Source organism: Arachnia propionica (assembly GCF_003932785.1).
Taxonomy (GTDB): domain Bacteria; phylum Actinomycetota; class Actinomycetes; order Propionibacteriales; family Propionibacteriaceae; genus Arachnia; species Arachnia propionica_B.
Genome location: NZ_RQYT01000003.1, coordinates 59,540 through 84,212, shown reverse-complemented (window position 1 = coordinate 84,212; position 24,673 = coordinate 59,540). Strand labels below are relative to the sequence as shown.

The window sequence follows — 24,673 nt, the reverse complement described above, 5'->3', positions numbered from 1 at the left end:
CCCTCACAGCTTTTCCATGGGGGCCTGGGCCGGGGCGAGCCGCTTCTTCCCAGCCGACCCGAAGTCGACATCGATACGCTGCTTGTCCCCGACCCCCTGCACCGCGAGCACCGTCCCCATGCCGAACATGGCGTGGAGCACCCGGTCCCCGACGGCCAGGTCCAGGGCGGCCGGGGCCGGTCGGCCGCGTCCCTTGCCGAAGCTCACCGCGTCCCGGGTCCTCGAGGTGCGCTCCGCACTGCTCGCAGCCCAACCAACGCTCGCCTCACCGAGGCGCCGCCAGTCCATCAGGCCCGTGGGGATCTCGTCGAGGAACCGGGAGGCCGGGTTGTGGCTCGGGGCCCCGAAGGTCACCCGCACCTGCGCCCGGGTGAGGTGGAGCCGCTTGCGCGCCCGGGTGATACCTACGTAGGCCAGCCGTCGCTCCTCCTCGAGGTCCTCCGGCGCGGTCAGGGCGCGCCCGTGGGGGAAGATGCCGTCCTCCATCCCGGTGAGGAAGACGGTGTCGAACTCCAGCCCCTTGGCGGTATGGAGGGTCATGAGGGTCACCACGCCCTGGCCGCCCTGGTCCGGGACCTGATCGGAGTCCGCCACCAACGCGATGCGCTCCAGGAAGGCCGGCAGCGAATCGTCGGGCTCCGGCATACCGGCGGCCAGTTCTCCCGCCGCGTGCTCGTCGTCGAGGTCGACGGTGTTCGCCGCCGCGACGAACTCCGCGGCGACGCTGACGAGTTCCTCCAGGTTCTCCAGCCGGGTCTCGTCCTGCGGATCCGTTGAGTTCTGCAGCTCGGCGAGGTAGCCGGACTCCCGCAGCAGTGAGGTGAGGATCTCGTCGGCGGGGACGCCCTGGGCCATCTGGACACGGTGTGCCTCGATGAGGTCGACGAATCCCTTGATCTGCTTCGCGGAGCGCGTGGCCAGCCCCGGCGCCTCGTCGCTGCGCGCGAGGGCGTCGAAGAAGCTGATCCGCTCGGCCCCGGCCAGCGAGGCCACGGCCGCCTCCGCCCGGTCCCCGATCCCCCGCTTCGGCACGTTGAGGATCCGGCGCACGGAGACGTCGTCGGCGGGGTTGGCGACGGCGCGCAGGTAGGCGATGGCGTCGCGCACCTCCTTGCGTTCGTAGAACCGCACCCCGCCGACCACCTTGTAGGGCATCCCGACGCGGATGAACACCTCCTCCAGGGCCCGGGACTGGGCGTTGGTGCGGTAGAAGACAGCGACGTCGCCGTAGCGGGTGGCCCCCCGGTCGACCAGCGCGTCGATCTCCGAGGCGACGAACTGGGCCTCGTCGTGCTCGGTGTCGGCGACCCAGCCGACGATGAGCTCCCCCTCCCCCAGGTCACTCCACAGGGTCTTGTCCCTGCGCCCGGCGTTGCGTGAGATCACGGCGTTCGCGGCCTGCAGGATGGTGTTGGTGGAGCGGTAGTTCTGGTCGAGCACGATGGTGCGGGCCCCGGGGAAGTCGGCCTCGAAGTCGAGGATGTTCCGGATGGTCGCCCCCCGGAAGGCGTAGATCGACTGGTCGGAGTCGCCGACCACCATCAGCTCGGCCGGCTCCGCGGCGGGCGTCGTCGTGGGGTCACCGTCGCCGCAGAGTTCACGAATGAGGGCGTACTGGGCGTGGTTGGTGTCCTGGTACTCATCGACGAGCACGTGCCGGAAGCGACGCCGGTACTTCTCCCGGACATCGGGGAAGGCCTGGAACAGGTTGACGGTGGTCATGATGAGGTCGTCGAAGTCCAGCGCGTTGGCGGCCCGGAGGCGGGCCTGGTACTCCTGATACGCCTCGGCGTGGACCTTCTGGAACGGACCCGTCGCCTGCTCGGCGGCGGTCTCGAAGTCGACGAGTTCGTTCTTCCACGCGCTGACGGCGTTCATCACGCTCCGGACGGGGAAGCGTTTGGGGTCGTGTCCCTGGTCCCGCAGCACCAGGCCCATGAGCCGTTTGGCATCGGTGTCGTCGTAGATGGAGAAGGACTTCGTGAACTGGAACCGGTCGATCTCCGAGCGGAGGATGCGCACGCAGGCCGAGTGGAAGGTGGAGACCCACATGAGGCGGGCGCGGTTGCCCACGAGGTCCGCCACCCGTTCCCGCATCTCCGCGGCCGCCTTGTTCGTGAAGGTGATGGCCAGCACCGCCCCGGGATGCACCCCGCGCACCCCGACGAGGTGGGCGATCCGTCGCGTGAGCACCCGGGTCTTGCCCGATCCCGCTCCCGCGACGACGAGGACGGGGGATCCGGCATGGGTGACGGCGTCCCGCTGCGGCGGGTTCAACCCGTCGAGGAGTTCGTCCTCGTCGACCTGTCCGACCGGGGTGGCGGGGGCGGGGCGAGAGGGTGTCCGGTCGGTGGCGAACACGGCGGCAAGGTCAGGAAACAGGCTGTCGGACATGGTGGGACCACCCTATTGGACAGCACCGTCCCCGGCTGGATGGCCACGGCCCAAAGGGACGACAGAATTCGGCCCCGGGAGGTCAATCCGCGCTCCTTCCCTGGTCTAGGGTTGACGACATAACGGTTTCGTAACTGCCCGAAAGACTGTTGCATGCGTTTCATCCACCTGGCCGCTGCGGTGGCACTCCTGGTGTCAGCCGGAGCAACGACGACTCATGCGGCACCGCCGATGACGGCGCCGGCAGTCCTGCCGATGGAGGGGAACACGACGGAGTCGTGGGCCCGCACCATCCTCGACAAGGTCAACGAACTGCGGTCCAGCCAGGGCCTCTCCCCGGTGACGAGGTACCAGGAGTTGGACGCCGTCGCCGTCGACTGGTCCCAGCAGATGGCGGCGCGGGCCACCCTCGAGCATCGGCCGAACTTCTCCAGCCACTACCCGGCAGGGTTCACCTACGCGGCGGAGAACGTCGCCATGCACGGCGGAAGCGGCGACATGGGGACGAAGATGTTCGAGCTGTGGCGGGACTCCCCCGGCCACTACGCCAACATGGTCAACCCGGAGATCAACTCCATCGGGATCGGGCTCGCCTTCGACTCCGTCAACAACGCCTGGTACGCCACCCAGAACTTCGCTGCCTATTCCGCCAGCGACGCCGGGGCACTGACCCGGGTCGGCAGTGAGGCGCCCCGCCCCACCCCGACCCCGGAGGAACCCCCGTCCGAGTCCCCCTCCCCGTCCTCACCGGCCCCGGAGCCCAGCAGGTCCCGGGAGGAGTCCACACCCCCGCCCTCGGACCCCGTGACCCCGCGGTCGGCCAGCCCCTCCGCATCACCGTCGAGGACGCAGCAGGCGGACCCCGATGACGGTGGCGAACCGGCCCCCAGCGAATCCGTCACCACCCCTGTCGCGGTGCCGCAGGAACTGTCGGAGGACTCCCAACCCTCGGCACCGGCCCCGGCACCCACCCCGGAACCGGAACCGACGGCGGCCGAATCCAGCCTCGTGAAGGACCCGGTCCCCCCGGTCGCGGTCGCCGAGTTCGAGGACTCCCCCACCCCGTGGGCCTGGATCGTGATCGGCACTGTCGTGGCAGGTGGCGCCATCGCAGGACTGGTCCTCCTCACCCGACGGTTGTTCTGAGCGCGGCTGGTCCGGCGCCCGGCGTCAGCACCACCGACGTGCCGCCTCGTCATGGCTCCGCCATGAAGATGACAGCAGGCTGCCCCTCCCACCGGGTCCGACGCCTTGAGAGCTGGAGTCCACTCCAACGCAAGGGTCCTCACGTGACCAGTTCCCGATCCCCCGTATGCTGACACGCATGAGGAGGGTCTGGGATTTTCTGCGCAGGGTGGTTCCGCGGATCAGCGTTGGGCTGCTCCTCACGCAGATCGGGGTGATGATCGGGCTCACCGGTTGGGAGTCGTGGCGCAAGAAGCACCGTCGCCTCCGCCGGTTTCCCTGCACCCCCGCCAGGCCCATCCTGATGGGGCAGGACGAGGTGACCGTCTACACCTACGGCGAGGACCTCTACCGCGACATGCTGACCGCCATCGACAGCGCGGAACGCGTCGTGCTGTTCGAGACGTTCATCTGGAAGGGCGACGAGATCGGGGAGCGGTTCAAGGCCGCCCTCGGTCGGGCAGCCGCACGAGGGGTCGAGGTGAACGTCATCTGGGATGGTTTCGCGAACCTCGTGGTGCCTCGCAGCTTCTTCAAAATGCCAGAAGGTGTGAGGGCGCTGCGGCATCCGTCCTTCCCGAAACCCTGGGCGCCGAAGTCGTGGGGCCGGGATCACCGCAAGATCCTCGTCGTGGACGGCCACATCGGTTTCATCGGCGGCTACAACATCGGTGGCCTGTACGCCACCCAGTGGCGCGACACCCATGCCCGGATCGTCGGACCGGGCGCGGCCGAGCTGGAGAACGCCTTCGTCGATTTCTGGAACCAGAACGCCGACCGGCACCGGCTGCCGATCCTCGAGCACAGTGGCCCCCGCCGTTGGTTCTCCCCCCTGCGGGTCCACCGCAACCAGCCGCGGATCCAGGTCTACCCGATCCGGAACATGTACCTGGAAGGCATCGACCGCGCCACCGACCGGATCTGGCTGACCCACGCCTACCTGATCCCGGACGACGATCTGGTGTGGGCGTTGAAGACCGCCGTCAAGCGGGGCGTCGACGTGAGGATCATCGTCCCGGCCCAGTCGAACCACGCCGTGGCTGACCTGCTCTCCCGCGGCTTCTACGCTGACCTGTTGGATGCGGGGATCCGGCTGTTCCTCTACCAGGGGGCGATGGTGCACTCCAAGACCGCGGTGATCGACGGGGCGTGGGCCACGATCGGGACGGCCAACCTGGACCGACTCAGCCTGTGGGGCAACTACGAGGTCAATCTCGAGATCACCGACGAGGACGTGGCCCGCCACATGGAGGAGGTTTTCCGCATCGATGAAGGAAATACCGTCGAACTTACAGCCGACACCTGGCACCGTCGATCGTGGTTGAAGAAGTGCACCGAAGCGCTTCTCAGCCCGTGGCGGCCGTTGTTTTGAGCACACTCCCCGGGTCCGGGACCAGGGAAGGCTCAGGGAAGCACCCCATGGCCAAACCGCGCCACGTCGGGCATGCTGGTTGTCATGACGATCATCGGTTACATCATCATCGGTCTCCTCGGTGGCGCCATCGCGAAGGCGATCATGCCGGGAGATGAGGGCATGGGTTGGCTGTCCACCATGCTGCTCGGCATCGGTGGCGCCCTCGTGGCCGGCTTCCTCGGCCAGCTCATCTTCAACGACTCCTACGACAAGATCTTCTCGATCCCCGGGCTCGCATTCTCGGTGCTCGGCGCGCTCCTGCTCCTGTTCATCGCGGGCTGGCTGAAGAAGAAGGCCTGATCCCTCCGTCCGTAGAACTCCGGTCACCCACAGTGGGTGACCGGAGTTCTACGTTTTCATTCGCCTGCCTTGATACGCAAACGCCTGCCCTGTTTCAATTCGCCTGCCGAAGAAGACAGGCGAGCCGCAGAAATGACGGGCGAATCCAGCCGAGGACAGGCGGAACAGAGTCAAGGCAGGCGAAACCACGGAGGCGGGACGGGAGCGGCGGGGTTGGGGCCACTCCCGGGCCCCGGCCGGGGATGTCAGACAAGATGCCTGTCGGTGGCCCACTTGGTGAGTTGGTGGCGGTTGCTGAGCTGCAGTTTCCGCAGCACGGAGCTGACGTGGGTCTCCACGGTCTTGATGGAGATGAACAGTTCCCGCGCCACCTCCTTGTAGCTGTAGCCCCGGGCGATGAGTTTGAGGACCTCCCGTTCCCGCGAGCTCAACCGGTCCAGTTCCTCGTCGATCGACGAGATGTCCACCGAGCCCGAGAAGGCGTCCAGGACGAAGCCGGCCAGGCGCGGCGAGAACACCGCGTCCCCTGAGGCCACCCGCTGGATGCCCTCCACCAGTTCCTCCGACGAGATGGACTTCGTCACATAACCACGGGCCCCCGCCCGGATGACCCCGATGACGTCCTCCGCCGCGTCCGAGACGGACAGGGCGAGGAAGCGCACGTCGGGCTCCTTGGCGACCACCTGCTTGATGACCTCCGCGCCGCCACCCCCGGGGAGGTGGACATCCAGCAGCACGACGTCCGGGCGTGTGGCGAGGATGGTCTCGACGGAGCTCGCCACGTCGTGCCCCTCCCCCACGATGACGCAGAGTTCGCCGATCTCATGACGCACCCCGGCACGGAACATGGCGTGGTCGTCGACCAGCACGACCCTCAGCTCGCTGAGCGGTTTCGTCGTCTCCGCTTCACTCATCTCTGCAGCTCCAACCTGACCTCGGTGCCCTCTCCGGGGGCGGTGCGGATCCGGACCGCCCCGCCGTGACGCTCCATGCGCCCACGGATCGATTCTCGCACGCCCCTGCGGTCCTGCCGGACCTGGGACTCGTCGAAGCCGCTGCCACGGTCACGGACGAACACCTCGATCTGGGAAGGGGTGACCTCGGCATAGACGTCGACGCGCGGCGCCCCGGAGTGCTTCGCCGCGTTCACGACGGCCTCGCGGGTCGCCTGGATGAGCGCGGTGGTGGCGGCGTCCATCCCGGCGTCGCCGACGCAGACCACCTCGACGGCGATCGGGAACTGGTCCTCCACGTCCACCCGGATCTGTTCGAGGGCCCCCTTGAGGCTCTGCGCCCCCGCCTCCTCCCCGTAGAGCCAGGTGCGCAGCTCGCGTTCCTGCCGCCGGGCGAGCGAGGCGACGGTGACCGGGTTGTTCGCCTGACGCTGGATGAGGGCGAGGGTCTGCAGCACGGAGTCGTGCAGGTGGGCGGCCATGTCGGCCCGGGCCTCGGCGCGGAGCCGATCCCGATCCGCGTTCCGCAACCGCTGGGATGCCCGGAGCAGCCAGGGAGCGGCGACGATGACCACCCCGGCCAGGAGCACGAGGGCGGCACCGAGGACCACGGGCAGGTCCCGCCAGCCCAGTTGGCTCGCCACCATCCAGCTGATGCCGAACCCGACCAGCACCATGCCCCCGACGAGGCGGCCGACGCTGGCGAGGGCCCGTCGCGTGGTGACGGCCCTGGCCTGCCCCGACGCGGCGATCTGGTTGCCGACGCGATCGGCCTGCGCCCACACCAGCACCACCCCCAGGCCACCCAGCACGAGGGGCCAGAACAAGGGCGTCCTGCCGGGTTCGACATCCGAGGCGACGAACCACAGCACACCGCAGATGAGGATGCCGACCGAGAACAGCACCCCGGCATCGATGGCATTCATGCGTTGGCCGGGCCGCATACCGGCGCGGGAGGCACCCTCGAGGCCGGGGGCCTCCTCGTGGGTGTCGCCGCCGGGCATGAGCATCCACAGGACGCCGTAGACGACGACTCCGGTTCCGCTGAAGAGGCTCAGCACGACGAACCCGATCCGCACCCAGGCGGTGGGCAGGCCGAGGTGCGCGGCAACGCCGCTGGCCACTCCGGCGATGGCCTTGCCGGAGAGGTCGCGTTGCAGCTGGTCGGCGCGCTGGGTGCCCGGGGAACTGTTCATCTCCCCTCCAGAGTGGCACGCCAGCTGTGAGGAGTCACGCCCACCCGCCAGGATCTCAGGGCCGTCGACGGGTCATTCAGGATCCCCTCAGGGGCTCCCCGGATGGCCCTTCGAACCCGGCTGGGACACACTGGAGTCATGACGGAACTGGTCGATCTCGGGATGGTTCACCCGAGCCTTGCGCGGCTGGAGCGCCCGGCCGGGACCAGACTGCCCGGGCTGAGCCGCGCCCTCGGGGCACGATTCGGGATCGACCCGCTGCTGATCCGAGTGGCCCTCATCCTCCTCGTCCCCGTCGGAGGGGTCGGTGTCATCGCCTACGGATGGGGTGTCCTGCTGACGGTCCGGGCGGGCGACGCGGTTCCTCCCATCGGCAGGTACCTGCCCGGGTTCGCCACCTGGCCGGCCCGTTCCCAGTGGCTCGTCATCGCGGTGAGTTCCGTCGTGGCCGCCGGGTTGCTGTCCCAGCTGGCCCCCATCTCCATCGTGCCGACGCTGCTGCTGGCGCTCCTCATCGTGGCGTTCCGACGCCGGCGCATCCCCGCCCCCGCCAGGCAGGAGCAGGGCCCGGAGCCGTTGCCCGTCGTCGACCTGTACGCCCCGGAGACCATGACCGACACCGCCGCGTCCCCGGCGATGAGTGAGCGGACTCCCGGCAGTTGGTGGGCCGCCGTGGGGGTGACGCTGATCGGGATCGGCTGTGCCGTCATCGCCGCGGTTCTCACCGCCTCGATCCTCGTCTCGGCCGCCGTCGGCATCGGCGCCGCTGGTGTCTCCACCCTGATGTGGGCGCTGTTGGCGCGTTCCCGACGCCTACCCACGGCCTTCCTGCTGGTGTTGCTCGTCTCGGCCGGACTGCTGGGGACGCTGGGAGCGGCCAAGGCGGTCGCCCCCGGGAACCCGATCCGCACGGGCACGGAGTTGAGCTACACCCATGTCGCCGAGTCGGTCACGATCGACCTGCGCAACGGCTTCCCCGACGGCGCGACGACGATCCGGATCGCAGCCGTGGCGAGCGAGGTCCTCGTGCTCCTGCCCGCCGCCCCCGTCGACATCGACACCCAGGAGACCCTGTCCCAGGTTCGGTACCCGCGCCGTCTCCCAACGTCGTCCGCCCAGACGCCGGACGTCCCCCTGCACCTCACCGTGACGGCCACCGCCTCGCGGGTGACAGTGGAGTACCCGGAATGAGACGGGACGTGCCGACATTGCTGACGGGCCTCGTCGTGACGGGGTTCAGCGGGGTGGTCCTGTGGCTCGCCCTCGGCTTCCCACTACCCGGCGAGGCGCGGCTGTGGTTCGCCGGCCTGCTGCTGGGGACGGGCACCCTCGGACTCATGCTCAGTCTCTGGCGTCGTCCCTGACCATCGGAGAAGAAAGGAAACCATCATGTCCCTCAAGCGCTCCAACAGCGACAAGATCATCGCAGGGGTCTGCGGTGGCATCGCACGCGCCATCGGCGTCGAGAGCCTGATCGTGCGTCTCGCCTTCGTGGTGTTCGTCCTGCTCGGGGGCAGCGGCATCGCCATCTACGTGGTGCTCTGGCTCTTCGTTCCCCGCGACCAAGGTGGCACCGCCTTCGAGGACCTGCGCTCGGAGTTCCGTCGCCGCGACTGAGAAGGCGTCATCCTTTTGGCCAGCACTCAGGTTCGGGTTGGCTTTTCAGAGGTCAGCCACGGGATGATGGGGCTCCCCCCATGGAGCTGCTCGTCGCCGCCGCCTCCCCCAGGCGTTGCCCGCGACGAGCAGTTTCTCCTTCTCACTCCCACTCGATGGTGGCGGGCGGCTTGCTCGTGATGTCGAGCACCACCCGGTTCACGTCAGCGCACTCGTTGGTGATCCGCGTTGAGATCTTCTCCAGCAACTCCCACGGCAATTTGGCCCAGTCCGCCGTCATCGCATCGTCGGAGGTGACGGGACGCAGGACGATCGGGTGCCCGTAGCTGCGGCCGTCGCCCTGCACCCCGACGGAGCGGACATCGGCCAGGAGCACCACGGGGAACTGCCAGATCTCGCGTTCCTTCTTCGCCAGCGCCAACTCCTCACGGGCGATGGCATCGGCACGACGCAGGATCCCGAGACGTTCCTTCGTGACCTCCCCGATGATGCGGATGCCCAATCCGGGGCCCGGGAAGGGGTGGCGCCACACCAACGACTCGGGCAACCCGAGTTGCAGCCCGACGGAGCGCACCTCGTCCTTGAACATGGTGCGCAACGGCTCGATGAGCTTGAACTGCAGGTCGTCGGGGAGCCCGCCGACGTTGTGGTGACTCTTGATGTTGGCGGTGCCCACCCCGCCGCCCGACTCGACGACATCCGGGTAGAGGGTGCCCTGGACCAGGAAGTCGATGCCCCGCTCGCCGGCGAGGCGCGCCGCCACCGTCTCGAAGGTCCTGATGAACTCCCGGCCGATGATCTTGCGTTTCGTCTCCGGCTCGGTGACCCCCGCCAGCGCGCCGAGGAAGCGTTCCTCCTCGTCCGCGACGACGAGGTCGACGCCGGTGACCTCGACGAAGTCCTCCTTGACCTGTCGCGCCTCTCCCTCACGGAGCAGGCCGTGGTCGACGAAGACGCAGGTCAGCTGGGAACCGATGGCCCGTTGCACGAGGGCGGCGGCGACGGCGGAGTCCACCCCGCCGGAGAGGGCGCACAGCACACGCCGCTCCCCCACCTCGGTGCGAATCGCCTCGACGGCCTCGGCGACCATGTTCTCCGGGGTCCAGTCCGGGGTGAGGCCAGCGATGTTGAACAGGAAGTGCTCCAGCACCTGCTGGCCCCACTGCGAGTGAGCCACCTCCGGGTGCCACTGCACCCCGGCGAGCTTGCGGTCCCGGCACTCGAAGGCCGCCACGGGCGCCCCCGCCGTGCGGGCCAGCACCTGGAACCCCTCCGGGGCGCGCGAGACTGAGTCGCCGTGGCTCATCCACACGTTGAGGGTGTTCGGCAGGGTGCCGAGGAGTTTGCCGGAGTTCTGGATCGACAGCGGGGTGCGGCCGTACTCGCGCTGCCCCGTCTTGGCGACGGAGCCGCCCAGCGCCTGGGCCATCGCCTGGAAGCCGTAGCAGATTCCGAGCACGGGAATGCCCGCCTCGAAGAGGGCCGGGTCCACCGACGGCGCCCCCTCGGCGTACACCGAGGACGGGCCACCCGAGAGGATGATGGCGGCGGGGCGGCGGGCCAGGATCTCCGCCACCGGGACATCCGATCCGATGATCTCGGAGTAGACGGCCGCCTCCCGGACCCGCCGGGCGATGAGCTGGGCGTACTGGGCCCCGAAATCGACGACGAGGACCAGATCGTGCTGGGAAGTCATGGAGTGAGTCTATGACCGTCGGCGCGGCAGGGTCCAAGCGACTCCGCACTCGAACAACGTGGCCGGGAATAGATCGGGTGCGTCACGGGGTTGACCAACCATGACCGTTTACTCAGATGTCACGGCCGCGATCGGCCGCACCCCCCTCGTCAGGATCAACCGTGTCGCGGGTGACAACGCGACGGTGCTCGCCAAGCTCGAGTTCTACAACCCGGCGAACTCGGTGAAGGACCGGATCGGGGCGGCCATCATCGCCGCCGCCGAGGCCTCCGGGGAGTTGAGGCCGGGCGGGACCATCGTCGAGGGCACCTCCGGCAACACCGGCATCGCGTTGGCGATGGTGGGGGCCGCGAAGGGCTACAAGGTGGTGCTGGCGATGCCGGAGACCATGTCGGTGGAGCGCCGGGCCCTGCTGCGCGCCTACGGGGCCGAACTGGTGCTGACCCCCGGGCCGCTGGGCATGAAGGGGGCCGTCGCGAAGGCGGAGGAGATCGCTGCCGAGCGGGGCGGGATCCTCGCCCGTCAGTTCGCCAACCGCGCCAACGTCGAGGTCCATCGCCGGACCACCGCCGAGGAGATCTGGGCGGACACCGAAGGGGCCGTGGACATCGTCGTCGCCGGGGTCGGCACCGGCGGCACCGTCTCCGGGGTCGGGCAGGTGCTCAAGGAGCGCAAGCCGGAGGTGAGGGTCATCGCCGTCGAGCCGGCCGAGTCGCCGCTGCTCTCCGGCGGTGAGCCCGGACCCCACAAGATCCAGGGTCTGGGGGCGAACTTCGTGCCGGAGATCCTCGACCGCGGGGTCATCGACGAGGTCATCACCCGCTCCATCGACCAGGCGCTGGAGTTCGCACGGGCTGCCGCCACGCAGGAGGGTCTCCTCGTCGGGATCTCCTCCGGTGCGGCGCTGTCCGCGGCCGTCGAGGTGGCGAACCGCCCGGAGAACGCCGGGAAGACCATCGTCGTGGTCCTGCCCGACTTCGGGGAGCGCTACCTCAGCACGGTCCTGTTCGAGGGGCTCGTCGACGCCTGAGCGCCTGCGCCTGACGTGGCTGGGCCCCGGGGGATTCCCCGGGGCCCAGCCACCCTCTTAGACCTTGGTCCTGGTGCGGAAGGCCACCCCCGCCAGGGGCGCGAACACCGCGACGAAGACCACCAGGTAGCCGACGGTGGCGACGATGGGGTTCTGGAGCGGCCACACCTCCGGAACCGGAGCGGTGCCGAGGTTGCCGAACAGGCCACGACACGCCTGCACCAGCACCGAGACCGGGTTCCACTCCGCCACGACCCGCATCCAACCGGAGAGACTCTCCAACGGCACGAAGACGTTGCTGAGGAAGGACATCGGCATGACGACGAGCATCGCCGCGGTGTTGACGGTCCGGGAGTCCCCGAGGAACACCCCGAGCGCCATCATGAGCCAGCTCATCGCCCAGGAGAAGCCCAGCAACAGGGCGAGCCCGGCGAGCATGTTCCCGACGCCCTCGCTGAACCGCCATCCCACCAGCAGCCCCGTGACGGCCATGACGAGGATCGAGAAGGCACTCACGATGAGGTTGGACAGGGTGCAGGCCATGAGGATGGCGCTGGGATGCATCGGAAGGCTGCGGAATCGATCGATGATCCCCTTCTTCAGGTCCTCGGCGATGGAGATGCCGCAGACGAGGGAGGCGAAGACCATGGTCTGCCCGAAGATCCCGGCCAGGAGGTAGTTGGTGTAGTCACTGCCCTGGACGTTGATGGCCCCGCCGAAGACCTGGGTGAACAGCAACACGAACAGGATGGGTTGGAGCACGGAGAACGCCACGACCTCAGGGCTGCGCCTCAGGGCGATGACGTTGCGGGTGGTCAGGGCCCCGACATCGGCCAACCAGGCGGCGACCCCGGAACGCTTGATCGGCCTCATGCCGCCACCTCCTCGGCCTGGCCCCGCCCGGTGAGGGTGAGGAAGACGTCGTCGAGGGAGGGGCGACGGATCCCTGCGTCGTGGAGTCCGATGCCCGCCGCCCGGAGTTCCTCGAGGACGACCACCAGCGCCGTCGTGGCATCCGCGACCTGGGCGACGATGCTGCGGTCCACCGTGTTCACCTCGCCCACGGCGTGGATCGCGACGATCCGCCGCGCCTGTTCGAGGTCATCGGGCGAGACCACCGTCACCTCGATGCGCTGTCCGCCGACGCGGGCCTTGAGCTCATCGGCGGTCCCCTCCTCGATGACCCGGCCATGGTCGATCACGGCGATACGGTCGGCCAGCTGGTCGGCCTCCTCCAGGTACTGGGTGGTGAGCAGCAAGGTGGTTCCGGCACCGACGCGCTCGCGGATCACCTGCCACAGATCGTTGCGGGAGGTGGGGTCGAGACCGGTGGTGGGTTCGTCGAGGAACAGCACGGTCGGCTCGACGACGAGCGCCCCCGCCAGGTCGACCCGTCGCCGCATGCCTCCGGAGAAACCGGCGAGGGGACGGTCCGCGGCATCCGCCAGATGGAAGGCGTCCAGCAGTTCGGCGGCTCGGGTCCTGGCCCGACGGCGCCCCAGCTGGTAGAGCTTGCCGATCAGCTCCAGGTTCTCCCGTGCGGTGAGTTCCTCATCGACGGCGGCGAACTGACCGGAGGCCCCCATGATGGGCCGAACCCGTTCGGGGTGGGCCAGGACGTCGTGTCCCGCGACGATCGCCTGCCCCGAGTCGGGGCGCAGCACTGTGGTGAGCACCTTGACCGCGGTGGTCTTGCCGGCCCCGTTCGGGCCGAGCAGGGCCATCACCGTTCCCTGCTCCACCTCGAGGTCGAGGCCGTCGAGGGCACGGACCGGCCCGCTGCGGGTTTGATAGATTTTGCGCAATTCCTGCGCACGGATGAAGGACATGGGAGTGACCTTTCTCGTGGTTGGAAGAGGCGAGGCGTCGCTGCAACGACGCCCTGCCCCGTCGGGTGGCCCGGGGTCCCGCCCCGCGGCCACCCGATCGGTTTCATGGCCCACCCCTGCTGTCAGGGGCGGGGGGATCGCTGAGCAGCCGCCGGAAGCCGGCCTCCATCTCGTCGCGGGGCATGGTCTGCCCGTGCACGGCGATGTGCAGCATCACGCCGTAGATGTGGACGACGATCGCCTTGGCCTGCTCAGGGGTGGAGATCTCGGCGAGGGTCCGCAGCAGCACCTCATCGCTGGAGCGCATCAGGCCCTCGAGTTTCGGATGGATGGCGTAGAAGAGCCAGAAGGACAGCTCGTTGCGCAGGAATGTCGGGTCCGTGACCGACTCCTCGACGAGTTCGGCCAGGACCGAGGCGACATCCTCCGCCCGGCGAATGTTCTGGGCGGCCTCGTCCAGCATCACCTCCCGCTCCTCAGCCATGCCGGTGAGGGCCTCGGCGATGAGGTCGGTCAGCGACGCGAAGTACTGCGTGGTGGATCCGAGGGGCACCTTGGCCCGTTCCGCCACCTTGCGGTGGGTCAGGGCACTGACCCCGATCTCACGGATCAGTTCACCGGCGGCACGGAGGATGATGTTCCTCCGTCCCTCGGGATCCCTGGTTCGCTTGGCCATGCCGCTACTGTACACCTGTACATGTACATCCGTACAGTAGCGGCTCGACAGAAGTTCACGCCGCCCGGACGGGAGGCGACGCGGATCAGGCGGAGGGGCCGGTCAATGCCGAACAGTGCAGGATCTCGTGCCGGTGCTCGGCCAGGAGGGACTGCACCAGCACCACCTCGTCGACGAGGAACGGGGGCGAGGCGTAGGTGTCGAGGGCCTGGAGCAGCCGTCCGGCCCGTTGACCACGTCGGGAGCGGGCGACCGTGAGGTGCGGGCGGAAACCCGTCCCGTCGGGGCGGCCGCCGTGGTGGGACACCAACGCCCGCAGCTGGGTGGCCCACTCCCCCAGGACCTCCCCGGCCGTGCCGGGCACCGAGAGGTGGAGCACCTTGGCCCGCTCCACGGGACCGAAGCACCCGGCCCCGGCGATCTCCATCGACAGCGGGGCACGGTCACGGGCCCACTCGTCCAGGGCGGCGGTGAGCTCGTCGATCCGCTGCTCAGGATGGTCGGCCATGAAGGCCAGGGTGAGATGGAATCGTTCGGGCCGGGTCCAGGCCCAGCCCTCCGCCCCGTGACGGGGCTCGAGGAACCGGGCGATGTCATCGACGACGTCAGCAGGGGGCACGACAGCAAGGAAACATCGCATCGCGCCCAGCCTACCGTCGGCCGGGCCCCTGCCTCGCGCTCACCCTCGGCCGTCAGAACGCGAGCCCCGGGGGTTCGGGCCCCAGCACCACCTCGCCCGGGTTCACCACCTGGAATCCGTTCGTCCGGTAGGCCTCGTAGTCGAAGGCCTCGCACTCGTCGTAGCCCAGCCGGTGGTACTCGAGGAACCCATCCCAGTGCTCGTAGCCGTCGCCGAGTTCGGTCTCAAGGAAGGCCTCCGCCATCGCCATCCCGAGGCGCGGCCCCACCCAGAAGGCTCCCATGGCGAGCAGGTTGCAGTTGTTCGCCGCGGCCGCCCGCCTGGCCGCGCGCACCGACTCGGCCACCGCCGCATGCACGTGGGGGCACTTCGATGCGGCGACGTGGATACCCATGCCGGTGCCGCAGAAGGCGAGGGCCTTGGCGAATCGGCCCTCGGCTATCTCGGCCCCGACCCGGAAACCGACCCGGTGGTACATGGGCGTCTCCTCCAGCACCGGGGTCAGGTCCGTGACCTCCCAGCCCCGGGAGACGATGTGGGCCTTGACGCTCTCCTTGAGGGGGAATCCGGCGAAATCGGCCCCCATCACCACGCGTCGTTCCCTGCCACTCATGCGGGCTCCTTCCTGGTGAATCTGAGTCGCTTCCCGAGATCGGTGGTGCTGACGACGATGAGCAGCACGGCACCGAACAGCAACGGACGATAGAAGTTGTTGATCTGCGGGAACGCATTGAGCCCCGACGACAGGATCTGCAGGATGGCGATCGCCAGCAACACCCCGATGAGTCGGCCGCTGCCGCCATTGGGGTTGACCCCGCCGAGCACGACGATGAGGACCGTGAGCAGGGTGTAGTTCACCCCGTAGTCGGCCTTCGCCGAGTTGTAGTTCGCCAACATGACGAGGCTCGCGGCACCAGCGCAGAGCCCCGACAGGGCGTAGGTGCGCACGAGCAGCCACACCGAGTCGAGACCGCTGAACTTGGCAGCGGTCGCGTTGCTGCCGAGCAGGTACAGCTTGGCCCCGAAGGAGGTCAGGTGCAGGACGAATCCGATGAGGAGGGCGACGACGAGGAACACCACCAGGGGCATCGGGATCCCCAGCAGCTTGCCGCCCAGGATGGAGCTGTAGGCCGGCGGCAGACCGCTGATGGGACGACCATTGGAAATCACGATGGCCACGCCGGTGAACAACTCGAGGGTGCCCAGGGTGACGAGGATCGCGGGGATCCGCACCACGGCCACGAGGAAACCGTTGAGCAGCCCCGCCGCAAGTCCCAGCAACAGCGCCACGAGCACCGCGACCAGCACGGAGACGAGCTGCTGACCGTCCGAGGCGCCCCGGGGCGCCATGGCGAGCATCACCGTCGCCGAGACCGCCGAGGTCATGTTGGCCACCCCCACCGATGACAGGTCGATCCCGCCGGTGACCATGGTGAGCATGACGCCGAGTGCCATGAGCCCGTACTCGGGGAACTGCACCGCCATGGACTGCCAGGTGGCCGTGCTCAGGAACTCCCGACTCCGGAATGCGAGGAACACCAGACACAGGGCCATGAGGAAGACGACGAGGCGCACGATGTGGGCGTCCCAGCCCCTCAACCGCGACATGAAGGAAACCGAGGTCATCTCAGGTCCTCTCCGCGACCAGGCGCTGCCGCCGACGTCGCATGGTCAACTGCACGGCGGAAATGCCGGTGCCGATGATGATCAACAGGCCCAGCGCGAAGCGCTGCCAGACCGTGGGAACGCCAGTGAGGATCATGCTGTTCTTCACGATGACGATGAGCAGGGTGCCGAGCATGACCCCGGTGAGGGTTCCCGTGCCGCCGGTGATGGCGGTCCCGCCGAGCACGACGGCCGCGATGACCTCCATCTCGATGCCCGCGAGGTTCGTCGGATGCATCTGCCCCATCATCGTCGTCCGCACCAGACCGCTCAGGGCGGCGATGACCCCGACGATGACGTAGAGCCAGAACTTCACCCGGCCCACCTTGAACCCGGCCCTGACCGCCGAGCTCTCGTCCCCACCGAGCGCGTAGATGGCGCGCCCGAACATGGTGTACCTCATGATGAGGAACACGATGACGACGACGGCGACGAGCAGCAGGAAGGACAGCGGCATGCTCGACGTCAGCCCGGACTCGGCATTGGTGGCCGTGAACAGCGACGCCCGCCCGAACTCCGCCATCGACGCCGGGAGCTGCGGGATCTGGACGGAGTTCAGCGCCCCCTGCATGATGCCGGAGAAGACGTTGGCGGTGCCCAGGGTGATGATGAGGGTGGGGACCGCCAGCCGCGACGTGAAGACCCCGTTGAACGCCCCCAGCACGGCACCCAGGACGAGGACGAGCGTCAGGGGCAGGAGGAAACCGCCCGAGTAGCCGCCGTCGACGAGGGACCTCGTCACCGCGTACACCGCGAGCGAGGCCAGCATCGGGAAGGACACGTCGATGCCGCCGGAGACGAGCACCATGTGCGCCCCCACGGCGAACAGTCCCGGCACCACCATGGCCCCAGCCAGGTCCACCAGGTTGTTCGGGGTGAAGAACTGCCCGGACCGCAGCTGGATGACGAGGGCGAGGAGGAGGATGACGAGGAACACGTAGAACTCGTTCGCGCGGAGCATCCTGTGGACGAATGCACCCATGTCAGGCCTCCTTCACGGCGTCGGCGGTGATCCGGGCGGACAGCTGCTGCTGGGTCAGCGTCGCGGGATCGAGCTCCTCCACGAGACGCCCATCCCTCAGCAGCAGGATCCGGTTCGTCAGGCGCAGCAGCTCGGGGATGTCGTCGGAGATGACGACGATCCCCATCCCGTCGTCCGCGAGCCCGCGCAACAGCTGGTGGATGTCGCTCTTGGAACCGATGTCGACACCGACCGTCGGACCGTTGAGGATGAGGACGTCCGGGTTGGTGGCCAACCACTTCGCCAACACGACCCGCTGCTGGTTGCCGCCGGACAGCGTCTTGACCGGGTTGCCGGGGTCCGCGGTCGCGATCCTCAGCTCCTCCACCCAGCGCTGCACCTCGTCGCGCCGACGGCGCTGATCCAGCACCCCGAGGCGCGAGGACAAGTCATCGAGCTCCGAGACCACGATGTTGTCCGCGATGGAGCGCTCCAGCATCAGTCCCTCCGTGAGTCGGTCCTCGGGGACATAGGCGATGCCGTGGGCGATGGCGTCGCGGATGCTGCGGAGCCGGACCGGCTGGCCGTTGATGCTGAGCGACCCGGCGTCGGCCCGGAACACCCCGAAGAGGGTGAGCGCCAGTTCGGTGCGGCCCGATCCGAGGAGCCCGGTGATGCCGAGCACCTCACCCCGACGCAGCGTGAACGACACGTCCGAGAAGGCGTCGGTCAACCCGAGCCCCCGGGCCTCCAGGACGACCTCGCCGGGTTCACGCGCCGGGACGAGCGGCTCATCCGTGAACTCCCGACCCGTCATGTGGCGGGCGAAGGTCCGATGGTCCAGCTCGTGGGGCTCAGCGGTCGTGACCAACCGGCCGTTGCGCAGAATCGTGAACCGTTCGCTGATCTCGAACACCTCGTCGAGCTTGTGGCTCACGAACAACGTCGCGATGCCCCGCTGCTTGAGGTCGAGGATGACCTTGAACAGGGCCTCCACCTCGCGGTGGGTGAGCGCCGTGGTGGGCTCGTCCATGATGATGAGCCGGGTGTCGGTGAGCAGCGCCCGACAGATCGCGATGAGCTGCTTGTCGGCGACGGAGAGATCCCCAACGCGGGCGTCCAGGTCGACCGAGAAGTCGATGGTCGCGACGGCCCGCTCGGCGATCCGCCGGAACCGCTTCCAGCTGACGAGACGACGCCCCGCCGAGATCTCGCTGGTCAACGCCAGGTTCTCCAGCACCGTCAGGTTCGGGAAGACCGAGAAGTCCTGGTAGATCACCTGGACCCCACCGTGCATCGCCTCGATGGGCGTGAGATGGGAGTAGGACCTGCCCGAGAGGACGATCTCCCCCGCATCGGGGCGATGGACCCCGGAGATGATCTTGATGAGTGTGGACTTGCCACTGCCGTTCTCACCCGCGAGGCAGTGGATCTCGCCCTCCTGGAGTTCGAGATCCACCCCGTCGAGGGCCTTCACCCCGGAGAAGGACTTCTCCAGACCACGGACCGTCAGCACAGGTTGACTCATGGTGGCTCCTTCGTCTTCGCCTCGGGTGACCCGAGGGCAGATTCTCAGAATCCCAGGCTGTCGACGTTCTCCGCGGTGATGATGATCCAGCCGGACCCCTCGAGCACCTTGTCGCTGCCCTCGGCGAACTTCATGGATTCGTAGCCCTCGGCCCCGAGGTCGATGCCGTCCTTGATCTCCTCGCCGTCGAGGACCTTCCTCGCGAGCGAGGCCATCGCGTAGCCGGCCAGGGCCGGATCCCACAGGGTGAGGGCCGCGACGAGCCCCTCCTGCAGGATCTCCTTGTTCGCGGCGGGCATGCCGGTACCGGCGGTGAACACCTTGCCCTTGAGCCCGAGTTCCTTGATCGCGCGGGCGATGCCGGGGGCGTCGAACGACGAGGTGCCCATGATGCCCTTGAGGTCCGGGTACTTCTTGAACAGCTCCTTGGCCGTCTGGTAGGCACCCTCGCCATCGTCCTGGGACTCGACGCGGGCCTCCGCCTCGAGGAGGGTCATGTTCGGGTACTTCTCCTTCTGGTGGGCCACACCGCCGTCGGCCCACTCGTTGTGGGAGGCGTTGGTGACGTGCCCGACCATGGTGGTGTAGACCCCTTCCTCCCCCATGGCCTTGGCGAGGTTGTCCATGATGAAGCCGCCATAGGCCTTGTTGTTGAAGGCCTCGATGTCGTACTTGGTGTTCTTCTGGCTGGCTCCCTCGTGGGTGATGACGAGGACGCCCGCGTCCATCGCCTCCTTGAGGACCGGTTCCAGTGCCGCTGGGTCAACCGGGACGACGCCGATCGCGCTGACCCGTTGGGCGATGAGGTCCCGGATCACCTGGACCTGCATGGTGGCGTCGGTCTCGGCGGGTCCCTTCTGGTAGACGTTGAGTCCCGTCTCCTGTGCGAACCGCTTGACGCCCTCCTCCATGCGCACGAACCACGGGTTGGTGGCGTCCTTGGGGACGATGACGATGGTGTGTTTGCCGTCGGAGCTGCCCGCCCCGCCGGGAGCGGAGTCGTTGCACGCCACGAGGCCGAGGGTGGCAGCTGCCAGGCCGTTGATCTGGAGGAACAGTCGCCGCTTCATTGCGTCTCCTTCATGTGTCCGGGCCACGTCGCCCAAATTAAAACGCTTTAAACGCTTATGCTGGAGCCTAACGTACAGGATCACGCCCCGGGTAGTCCCCGAGGACGATCGATACCTTTCCGTGACCTGGAGGAGCGGCTCATGGCCGCCTCCGCACCGCTGGGAGCAGGTATGACCAAACGCGTCGGGGTCGCCGAGGTGGCCGCGCGGGCCGGGGTGTCCCCCGGCACCGTGAGCAACACCCTCAACCACCCGGAACGGGTCTCCCCCACCACCCGCGACCTCGTCCTCGCCGCGATCCGGGATCTCGGCTTCGTCCCCAACCAGCAGGCGAGGGTGCTCACGGGCGCCGCCAGCAACCTGCTCGGGCTCGTCGTGGTCGACCTCCTCAGCCCCTTCTTCATGGAGGTGGCCCACGCCGTCGAACGGGCCGCGGCGGAGCTGGGCCACGTCCTGATCCTCAGCAACTCCGAGAACGATCACGACCGGGAGGAGACGCTGCTGCGCACCCTCGCGGCGCAGCGCGTCGCCGGGGCGCTGCTCACCCCGGCCGGCGGCGGCCATCCCCCCGTCGAGGCCGCGCACGGGGTCCCCCTGGTCCTGATCGACCACACCTCAACGGACCATCCGTGTTCGGTCTCGGTGGACCACGTCGCCGGGGGACGCATGGCCGCCCAGCACCTCATCTCCCTCGGCCACACCCGGCTGGGCTTCGTCGCGGGGCTGCCGGACCTGTCCCAGTTCGCGCAGCGGGAGCAGGGCATCCGGGAGGCGATGGCCGAGGCCGGCCTCGACCCGACGACCCTGCAGGTGTTCCGCTCGGACGGCATCGGGCAGCCGAGCGGGCTCGCCTCCGGGGAACAGATCCTCGCCCGACGACGCCCACCCACCGGGCTGTGCTGCGGCAATGACATGCTCGCCTTCGGCGTGTACCGGGCCTTCACCAGGGGCGGGATCAGGATTCCCGAGGACGTCGCCCTCGTCGGGTACGACGACGTGGACTTCGCCGCCAACTGGATCGTGCCGCTGACCAGTATCCGGCAGCCGACCTCGCTCATGGGCGATCACGCCGCCCGGCTCCTCATCGACCACGTGACGAACCCCGACCACGAGCACCGACGGGTGGTGCTCCAGCCCAGCCTCATCGTGCGTCGCTCCAGTTCCGCGTGACTCCCCTCCCGCCCCCGGCCCGGGACCCGATGGTAGCTTTCGTTCATGAAAGCTTGGTATCTCTACATTGTCGCCGGGATCCTGCTCATCGCTGGGATCGGCCTCATCACCATCAAACACCTGGGCCCAGCCCCCGAGGTGAACTGCGTTGCGGAGGGGCAACCCACCTCGGGCTTCGCCATCGAGAAGGACGGCAAGGAGTGCCGCCTGAGTTCCGAGGACTTCGAGAAGTACTGGAACTGGGACACGCGTTCGGCGCTTCCCGCGCGCTGGGCCGGGCTGGGGCTGGCCGCCGCGGCCATCGGCACCGCCGTCACGGGCGGGGTCATGCAGGCCAGGCAGAGCAAGCGTCGCCGAGCGGCCACGCAGGCCGGACACTTCCCGGGCGGTTACCCGCACCCCTGACCGGGGTCGCCCCTCAGCCGGTCGCGGCTATCCGTTCGTGGTGCCGGACGACCTCGGCAACGATGAAGTTCAACACCTTCTCGGCGAACTCAGGGTCCAGGTGCGATTCCTCCGCCAGGGCCCTGAGCCGCCTGATCTGCTCGGCCTCGCGTTGCGGGTCAGCCGCGGGCAGACCGGCACGCGCCTTGAGCTCCCCCACCTGCTGGGTGATCTTGAACCGTTCCGCCAACAGGTGGACGAGCATCGCGTCCATGTTGTCGATGCTGCCGCGCAGCCGACGCAGTTCGGCCGCGGCCTCGTCGGGGCTCATCGGTGCACCATCATGTCGATGCGCTGGAAGGACTTGATGTCGGTGTAGCCGGTCAGGGCCATCGCCTTGCGGAGCCCACCGACGAGGTTCATGGTGCCGTCCGGCAGCCGCGAGGGCCCGTTGACGACCTCCTCCAGGGAACCCACCTGCTCGAAGAAGACCCGTTCCCCCCGGGGCAGGGTCGCGTGCCAGGCCTCGGGGCCCCAGTGCCACCCACGTCCCGGGGCCTCCGTGGCCCGGGCCAGTGGCGAACCGACCATGACGGCGTCGGCCCCGCAGGCGATCGCCTTCGCGATGTCGCCGGAACGCCCGACGGCGCCGTCGGCGATGAGGTGGACGTAGCGCCCCCCGGACTCCTCCAGGTAGTCCCGACGGGCCTCGGCGACATCCGCCACCGCGGAGGCCATGGGCACCTCGATGCCCAACACGGACGCGGTGGTGTGCGTGGCACCGCCGCCGAACCCGACCAGGACACCGGCCGCACCGGCCCGCATCAGGTGCAACGCCATCTGATAGGTGGCGCATCCCCCCACCAGCACGGGGGCATCAAATCGGTAGATGAACTCCTTGAGGTTGAGCGGGTTCTCCGCCCCGTCGACGTGCTCGGCGGAGACGGTGGTGCCGCGGATGACGAAGAAGTCGACGCCACTGCGTGCGATGACGTCGGCGAACTGCTGGGTCCTCGCCGGGGAGAGCGCCCCCGCGACCGGCACCCCGGCGGCACGGATCTCGGCGAGACGGGCCTCGATGAGTTCGGCCTTGACGGGCTCCGCGTAGATCTGCTGCAACCGTCGGGTCGCGGTGACCTGGTCCGCGGGTTCGGTCAACTGCTCGTAGGCCCTCGACGGATCCTCGTAGCGGGTCCACAGCCCCTCGAGGTTGAGGACCCCCAGCCCACCGAGCCGCCCCATCTCGATGGCGGTGGCGGGGGACATCACCGAGTCCATGGGGGCCGCGACGATGGGCGAGTCGAAGGTCACCGCGTCGATGCGCCAGCTGAGATCCACCTCCGATTCGGCCCGAGTCCTCCGGGCCGGCGCGATGGCGACGTCGTCGAAGGCGAGACCGCGCGTGGTGTTCTTGGAGCGGCCGAGTTCGTACATGGAAGGGCCTTTCAGCGGGACCAGTAGTTGGGGGCTTCGGCGGTGAGCTGGATGTCGTGCGGATGCGATTCGCGCAGTCCTGCGGAGGTGATCCGAACGAATCGACCGCGTTCCTGGAGCTCCGGGACCGTCCGGGCCCCGGAGTAGAACATCGACTGCCGCAGCCCTCCCACGAGCTGATAGGCCACTGCCGCGAGGGGTCCACGGTAGGCGACCTGCCCCTCGATCCCCTCGGGGATGAGCTTCTCGTCGCTGGAGACATCACCCTGGAAGTACCGGTCCTTGGAGTAGGAGGCCTTCCTGCCGCGGGCGGCCATCGCGCCGAGCGAGCCCATGCCCCGATAGGTCTTGAACTGCTTGCCGTTGATGAAGACCAGGTCGCCGGGGCTCTCCTCGCATCCGGCCAGCAGGGAGCCGAGCATCACGGAGTTCGCACCGGCGACGAGGGCCTTGGCGATGTCACCGGAGTACTGGAGCCCGCCGTCGCCGATGACCGGCACTCCGTGCGGCCTGGCCGCCCTGGCCGCGTCGTGGATGGCCGTGACCTGCGGCACACCGACCCCGGCGACGACCCGGGTGGTGCAGATGGAGCCGGGCCCCACCCCGACCTTGATGCCGTCCGCTCCGGCCTCGACCAGGGCGTGGGCCCCGGCGTAGGTGGCGACGTTGCCGCCGATGACGTCGACCCCGGCGGCGAGGGGTTCCGCCTTGAGACGACGGATCATGTCCACCACGCCTCGGGAGTGACCGTGGGCGGTGTCGACGATGATGCAGTCGACTCCTTCCTCCACGAGGGCCATCGCCCGCTCCCACGCGTCCCCGAAGAATCCGACGGCGGCCCCCACCCGCAGGCGTCCCGCGTCATCCTTGGCGGCGTTGGGATACTTGTCGGCCTTGACGAAGTCCTTGAGGGTGATCATGCCGGAGAGCCTGCCCTCCGAGTCGACGATGGGCAGCTTCTCGATCTTGTTCTTGGCGAGCAGGGCCAGCGCGTCAGGGCCGGAGATCCCGACGGGGGCCGTGACCAGCGGCATCTTGGTCATGACCTCATGGACAGGGCGGTTTCCGTCGTCCTCGAAACGCAGGTCCCGGTTGGTGATGATGCCGACGAGTCGCTCCTCACGGTCCACCACGGGGACCCCGGAGATCCGGTACTGGGCGCAGAGCTCATCGACCTGACTGAGGGTGGCGTCAGGGCTGATGGTCACGGGTTCGGTGACCATGCCCGCCTCGGAGCGCTTCACCTGGTCGACCATGTGCGCCTGGTCCTCGATGGACAGGTTGCGATGGAGGATGCCGATTCCCCCCTCGCGGGCCATGGCGATGGCCATCCGGGCCTCGGTCACGGTGTCCATCGCGGCCGAGGCCAGCGGGATGTTGAGGGTGATGTTGCGACTGAACTGCGTCGCCGTGTTCGCCTCCGAGGGGATGACATCCGACTCGTTGGGCTGCAGCAACACGTCGTCGAAGGTCAGTCCGAGGGTCTCGAAGGGTGCGGGCACACCGGCAGGGGTGAGGTTGGCCACCAAGG

Annotated in this window: 25 protein-coding genes; 9 read left to right on the top strand and 16 right to left on the bottom strand. The window is 68.4% G+C overall.

Annotated features, from left to right (window positions below; translation table 11 throughout):
* Window positions 1–3: 3 nt before the first annotated feature.
* On the bottom strand, window positions 4–2,394 hold the full coding sequence (pcrA, locus tag EII35_RS02555) for a DNA helicase PcrA (RefSeq protein WP_125226896.1): 2,391 nt from the start codon (window positions 2,392–2,394) through the stop codon (window positions 4–6).
* 153 nt (window positions 2,395–2,547) lie between these two features.
* On the opposite strand from pcrA, the gene EII35_RS02550 reads away from it, so the two are divergent.
* The 3 genes from EII35_RS02550 (at window position 2,548) to EII35_RS02540 (ending at window position 5,293) form a co-directional block, all read left to right on the top strand.
* Complete coding sequence (locus tag EII35_RS02550; RefSeq protein ID WP_125226895.1) at window positions 2,548–3,540, top strand: CAP domain-containing protein; 993 nt, start codon at window positions 2,548–2,550, stop codon at window positions 3,538–3,540.
* Window positions 3,541–3,718: 178 nt separating this feature from the next.
* A complete protein-coding gene (locus EII35_RS02545; protein ID WP_260464985.1) occupies window positions 3,719–4,951 on the top strand; it encodes a phospholipase D-like domain-containing protein in 1,233 nt (410 codons plus the stop codon).
* Between the two features lie 84 nt (window positions 4,952–5,035).
* Complete coding sequence (locus EII35_RS02540) at window positions 5,036–5,293, top strand: GlsB/YeaQ/YmgE family stress response membrane protein (protein ID WP_125226894.1); 258 nt, start codon at window positions 5,036–5,038, stop codon at window positions 5,291–5,293.
* 245 nt (window positions 5,294–5,538) lie between these two features.
* On the opposite strand, the gene EII35_RS02535 is transcribed toward EII35_RS02540, so the two are convergent.
* Both EII35_RS02535 and EII35_RS02530 read right to left on the bottom strand, forming a co-directional pair.
* Window positions 5,539–6,207 carry a LuxR C-terminal-related transcriptional regulator gene (locus EII35_RS02535; RefSeq protein ID WP_125226893.1) on the bottom strand — a complete coding sequence of 223 codons (669 nt, stop codon included), beginning with the start codon at window positions 6,205–6,207 and terminating at the stop codon, window positions 5,539–5,541.
* A complete protein-coding gene (locus tag EII35_RS02530; RefSeq protein ID WP_125226892.1) occupies window positions 6,204–7,442 on the bottom strand; it encodes an ATP-binding protein in 1,239 nt (412 codons plus the stop codon). Before EII35_RS02530 ends, EII35_RS02535 begins: the two co-directional genes overlap by 4 nt.
* A 138-nt stretch (window positions 7,443–7,580) precedes the next feature.
* Between EII35_RS02530 and EII35_RS02525 the strand changes: the two genes are divergently transcribed.
* Genes EII35_RS02525 through EII35_RS02520 form a run of 3 tightly spaced genes read left to right on the top strand, consistent with a single transcriptional unit; the run spans window position 7,581 to window position 9,059 of the window.
* Window positions 7,581–8,633, top strand: a complete 1,053-nt coding sequence (locus EII35_RS02525) for a PspC domain-containing protein (protein ID WP_125226891.1) — start codon at window positions 7,581–7,583, stop codon at window positions 8,631–8,633.
* Window positions 8,630–8,806, top strand: a complete 177-nt coding sequence (locus tag EII35_RS15760; RefSeq protein WP_185744123.1) for a hypothetical protein — start codon at window positions 8,630–8,632, stop codon at window positions 8,804–8,806. The genes EII35_RS02525 and EII35_RS15760 overlap by 4 nt, the downstream gene beginning before the upstream one ends.
* Before the next feature lie 25 nt (window positions 8,807–8,831).
* On the top strand, window positions 8,832–9,059 hold the full coding sequence (locus EII35_RS02520) for a PspC domain-containing protein (RefSeq protein ID WP_125226890.1): 228 nt from the start codon (window positions 8,832–8,834) through the stop codon (window positions 9,057–9,059).
* Between the two features lie 142 nt (window positions 9,060–9,201).
* Here the strand turns inward: EII35_RS02520 and guaA are convergent, their stop codons facing one another.
* Window positions 9,202–10,755 carry a glutamine-hydrolyzing GMP synthase gene (guaA, locus tag EII35_RS02515; protein WP_125226889.1) on the bottom strand — a complete coding sequence of 518 codons (1,554 nt, stop codon included), beginning with the start codon at window positions 10,753–10,755 and terminating at the stop codon, window positions 9,202–9,204.
* 100 nt (window positions 10,756–10,855) lie between these two features.
* Between guaA and cysK the strand changes: the two genes are divergently transcribed.
* On the top strand, window positions 10,856–11,785 hold the full coding sequence (cysK, locus tag EII35_RS02510) for a cysteine synthase A (RefSeq protein WP_125226888.1): 930 nt from the start codon (window positions 10,856–10,858) through the stop codon (window positions 11,783–11,785).
* 57 nt (window positions 11,786–11,842) lie between these two features.
* Here cysK and EII35_RS02505 read toward each other — a convergent pair whose 3' ends face one another.
* From EII35_RS02505 to EII35_RS02465, 9 genes are all read right to left on the bottom strand, one after another.
* A complete protein-coding gene (locus tag EII35_RS02505) occupies window positions 11,843–12,658 on the bottom strand; it encodes an ABC transporter permease (protein ID WP_125226887.1) in 816 nt (271 codons plus the stop codon).
* Entirely contained in the window at window positions 12,655–13,614 is a 960-nt protein-coding gene (locus EII35_RS02500) for an ATP-binding cassette domain-containing protein (RefSeq protein ID WP_125226886.1), read from the bottom strand. Before EII35_RS02500 ends, EII35_RS02505 begins: the two co-directional genes overlap by 4 nt.
* Window positions 13,615–13,717: 103 nt before the next feature.
* Window positions 13,718–14,290: a TetR/AcrR family transcriptional regulator gene (locus tag EII35_RS02495; RefSeq protein WP_125226885.1), complete on the bottom strand. Its 573-nt coding sequence runs from the start codon at window positions 14,288–14,290 to the stop codon at window positions 13,718–13,720.
* Window positions 14,291–14,375: 85 nt separating this feature from the next.
* The gene (gene thpR, locus EII35_RS02490; RefSeq protein ID WP_125226884.1) at window positions 14,376–14,930 is read right to left on the bottom strand and encodes an RNA 2',3'-cyclic phosphodiesterase; all 555 of its coding nucleotides are present in this window, start codon (window positions 14,928–14,930) and stop codon (window positions 14,376–14,378) included.
* Between the two features lie 52 nt (window positions 14,931–14,982).
* Window positions 14,983–15,543 (bottom strand): RpiB/LacA/LacB family sugar-phosphate isomerase, encoded by a 561-nt coding sequence (locus EII35_RS02485; protein WP_125226883.1) that lies wholly within the window; start codon window positions 15,541–15,543, stop codon window positions 14,983–14,985.
* Entirely contained in the window at window positions 15,540–16,556 is a 1,017-nt protein-coding gene (locus EII35_RS02480; protein WP_125226882.1) for an ABC transporter permease, read from the bottom strand. The genes EII35_RS02485 and EII35_RS02480 overlap by 4 nt, the downstream gene beginning before the upstream one ends.
* Before the next feature lies 1 nt (window position 16,557).
* Window positions 16,558–17,577, bottom strand: coding sequence for an ABC transporter permease (locus EII35_RS02475; protein ID WP_125226881.1), 1,020 nt, complete (start codon window positions 17,575–17,577; stop codon window positions 16,558–16,560).
* Window position 17,578: 1 nt separating this feature from the next.
* Window positions 17,579–19,084, bottom strand: a complete 1,506-nt coding sequence (locus EII35_RS02470; RefSeq protein ID WP_125226880.1) for a sugar ABC transporter ATP-binding protein — start codon at window positions 19,082–19,084, stop codon at window positions 17,579–17,581.
* Between the two features lie 44 nt (window positions 19,085–19,128).
* Window positions 19,129–20,154, bottom strand: coding sequence for an autoinducer 2 ABC transporter substrate-binding protein (locus EII35_RS02465; protein ID WP_125226879.1), 1,026 nt, complete (start codon window positions 20,152–20,154; stop codon window positions 19,129–19,131).
* A gap of 141 nt (window positions 20,155–20,295) precedes the next feature.
* Between EII35_RS02465 and EII35_RS02460 the strand changes: the two genes are divergently transcribed.
* Both EII35_RS02460 and EII35_RS02455 read left to right on the top strand, forming a co-directional pair.
* Window positions 20,296–21,324: a LacI family DNA-binding transcriptional regulator gene (locus EII35_RS02460; protein ID WP_185744122.1), complete on the top strand. Its 1,029-nt coding sequence runs from the start codon at window positions 20,296–20,298 to the stop codon at window positions 21,322–21,324.
* Window positions 21,325–21,369: 45 nt separating this feature from the next.
* Window positions 21,370–21,729, top strand: coding sequence for a hypothetical protein (locus tag EII35_RS02455; RefSeq protein ID WP_125226877.1), 360 nt, complete (start codon window positions 21,370–21,372; stop codon window positions 21,727–21,729).
* Window positions 21,730–21,742: 13 nt separating this feature from the next.
* On the opposite strand, the gene EII35_RS02450 is transcribed toward EII35_RS02455, so the two are convergent.
* Genes EII35_RS02450 through guaB form a run of 3 tightly spaced genes read right to left on the bottom strand, consistent with a single transcriptional unit; the run spans window position 21,743 to window position 24,668 of the window.
* Complete coding sequence (locus EII35_RS02450; protein ID WP_125226876.1) at window positions 21,743–22,039, bottom strand: chorismate mutase; 297 nt, start codon at window positions 22,037–22,039, stop codon at window positions 21,743–21,745.
* Window positions 22,036–23,142 carry a GuaB3 family IMP dehydrogenase-related protein gene (locus EII35_RS02445; RefSeq protein WP_125226875.1) on the bottom strand — a complete coding sequence of 369 codons (1,107 nt, stop codon included), beginning with the start codon at window positions 23,140–23,142 and terminating at the stop codon, window positions 22,036–22,038. Before EII35_RS02445 ends, EII35_RS02450 begins: the two co-directional genes overlap by 4 nt.
* A gap of 11 nt (window positions 23,143–23,153) precedes the next feature.
* Window positions 23,154–24,668: an IMP dehydrogenase gene (guaB, locus tag EII35_RS02440; protein WP_125226874.1), complete on the bottom strand. Its 1,515-nt coding sequence runs from the start codon at window positions 24,666–24,668 to the stop codon at window positions 23,154–23,156.
* Between the last annotated feature and the right edge of the window lie 5 nt (window positions 24,669–24,673).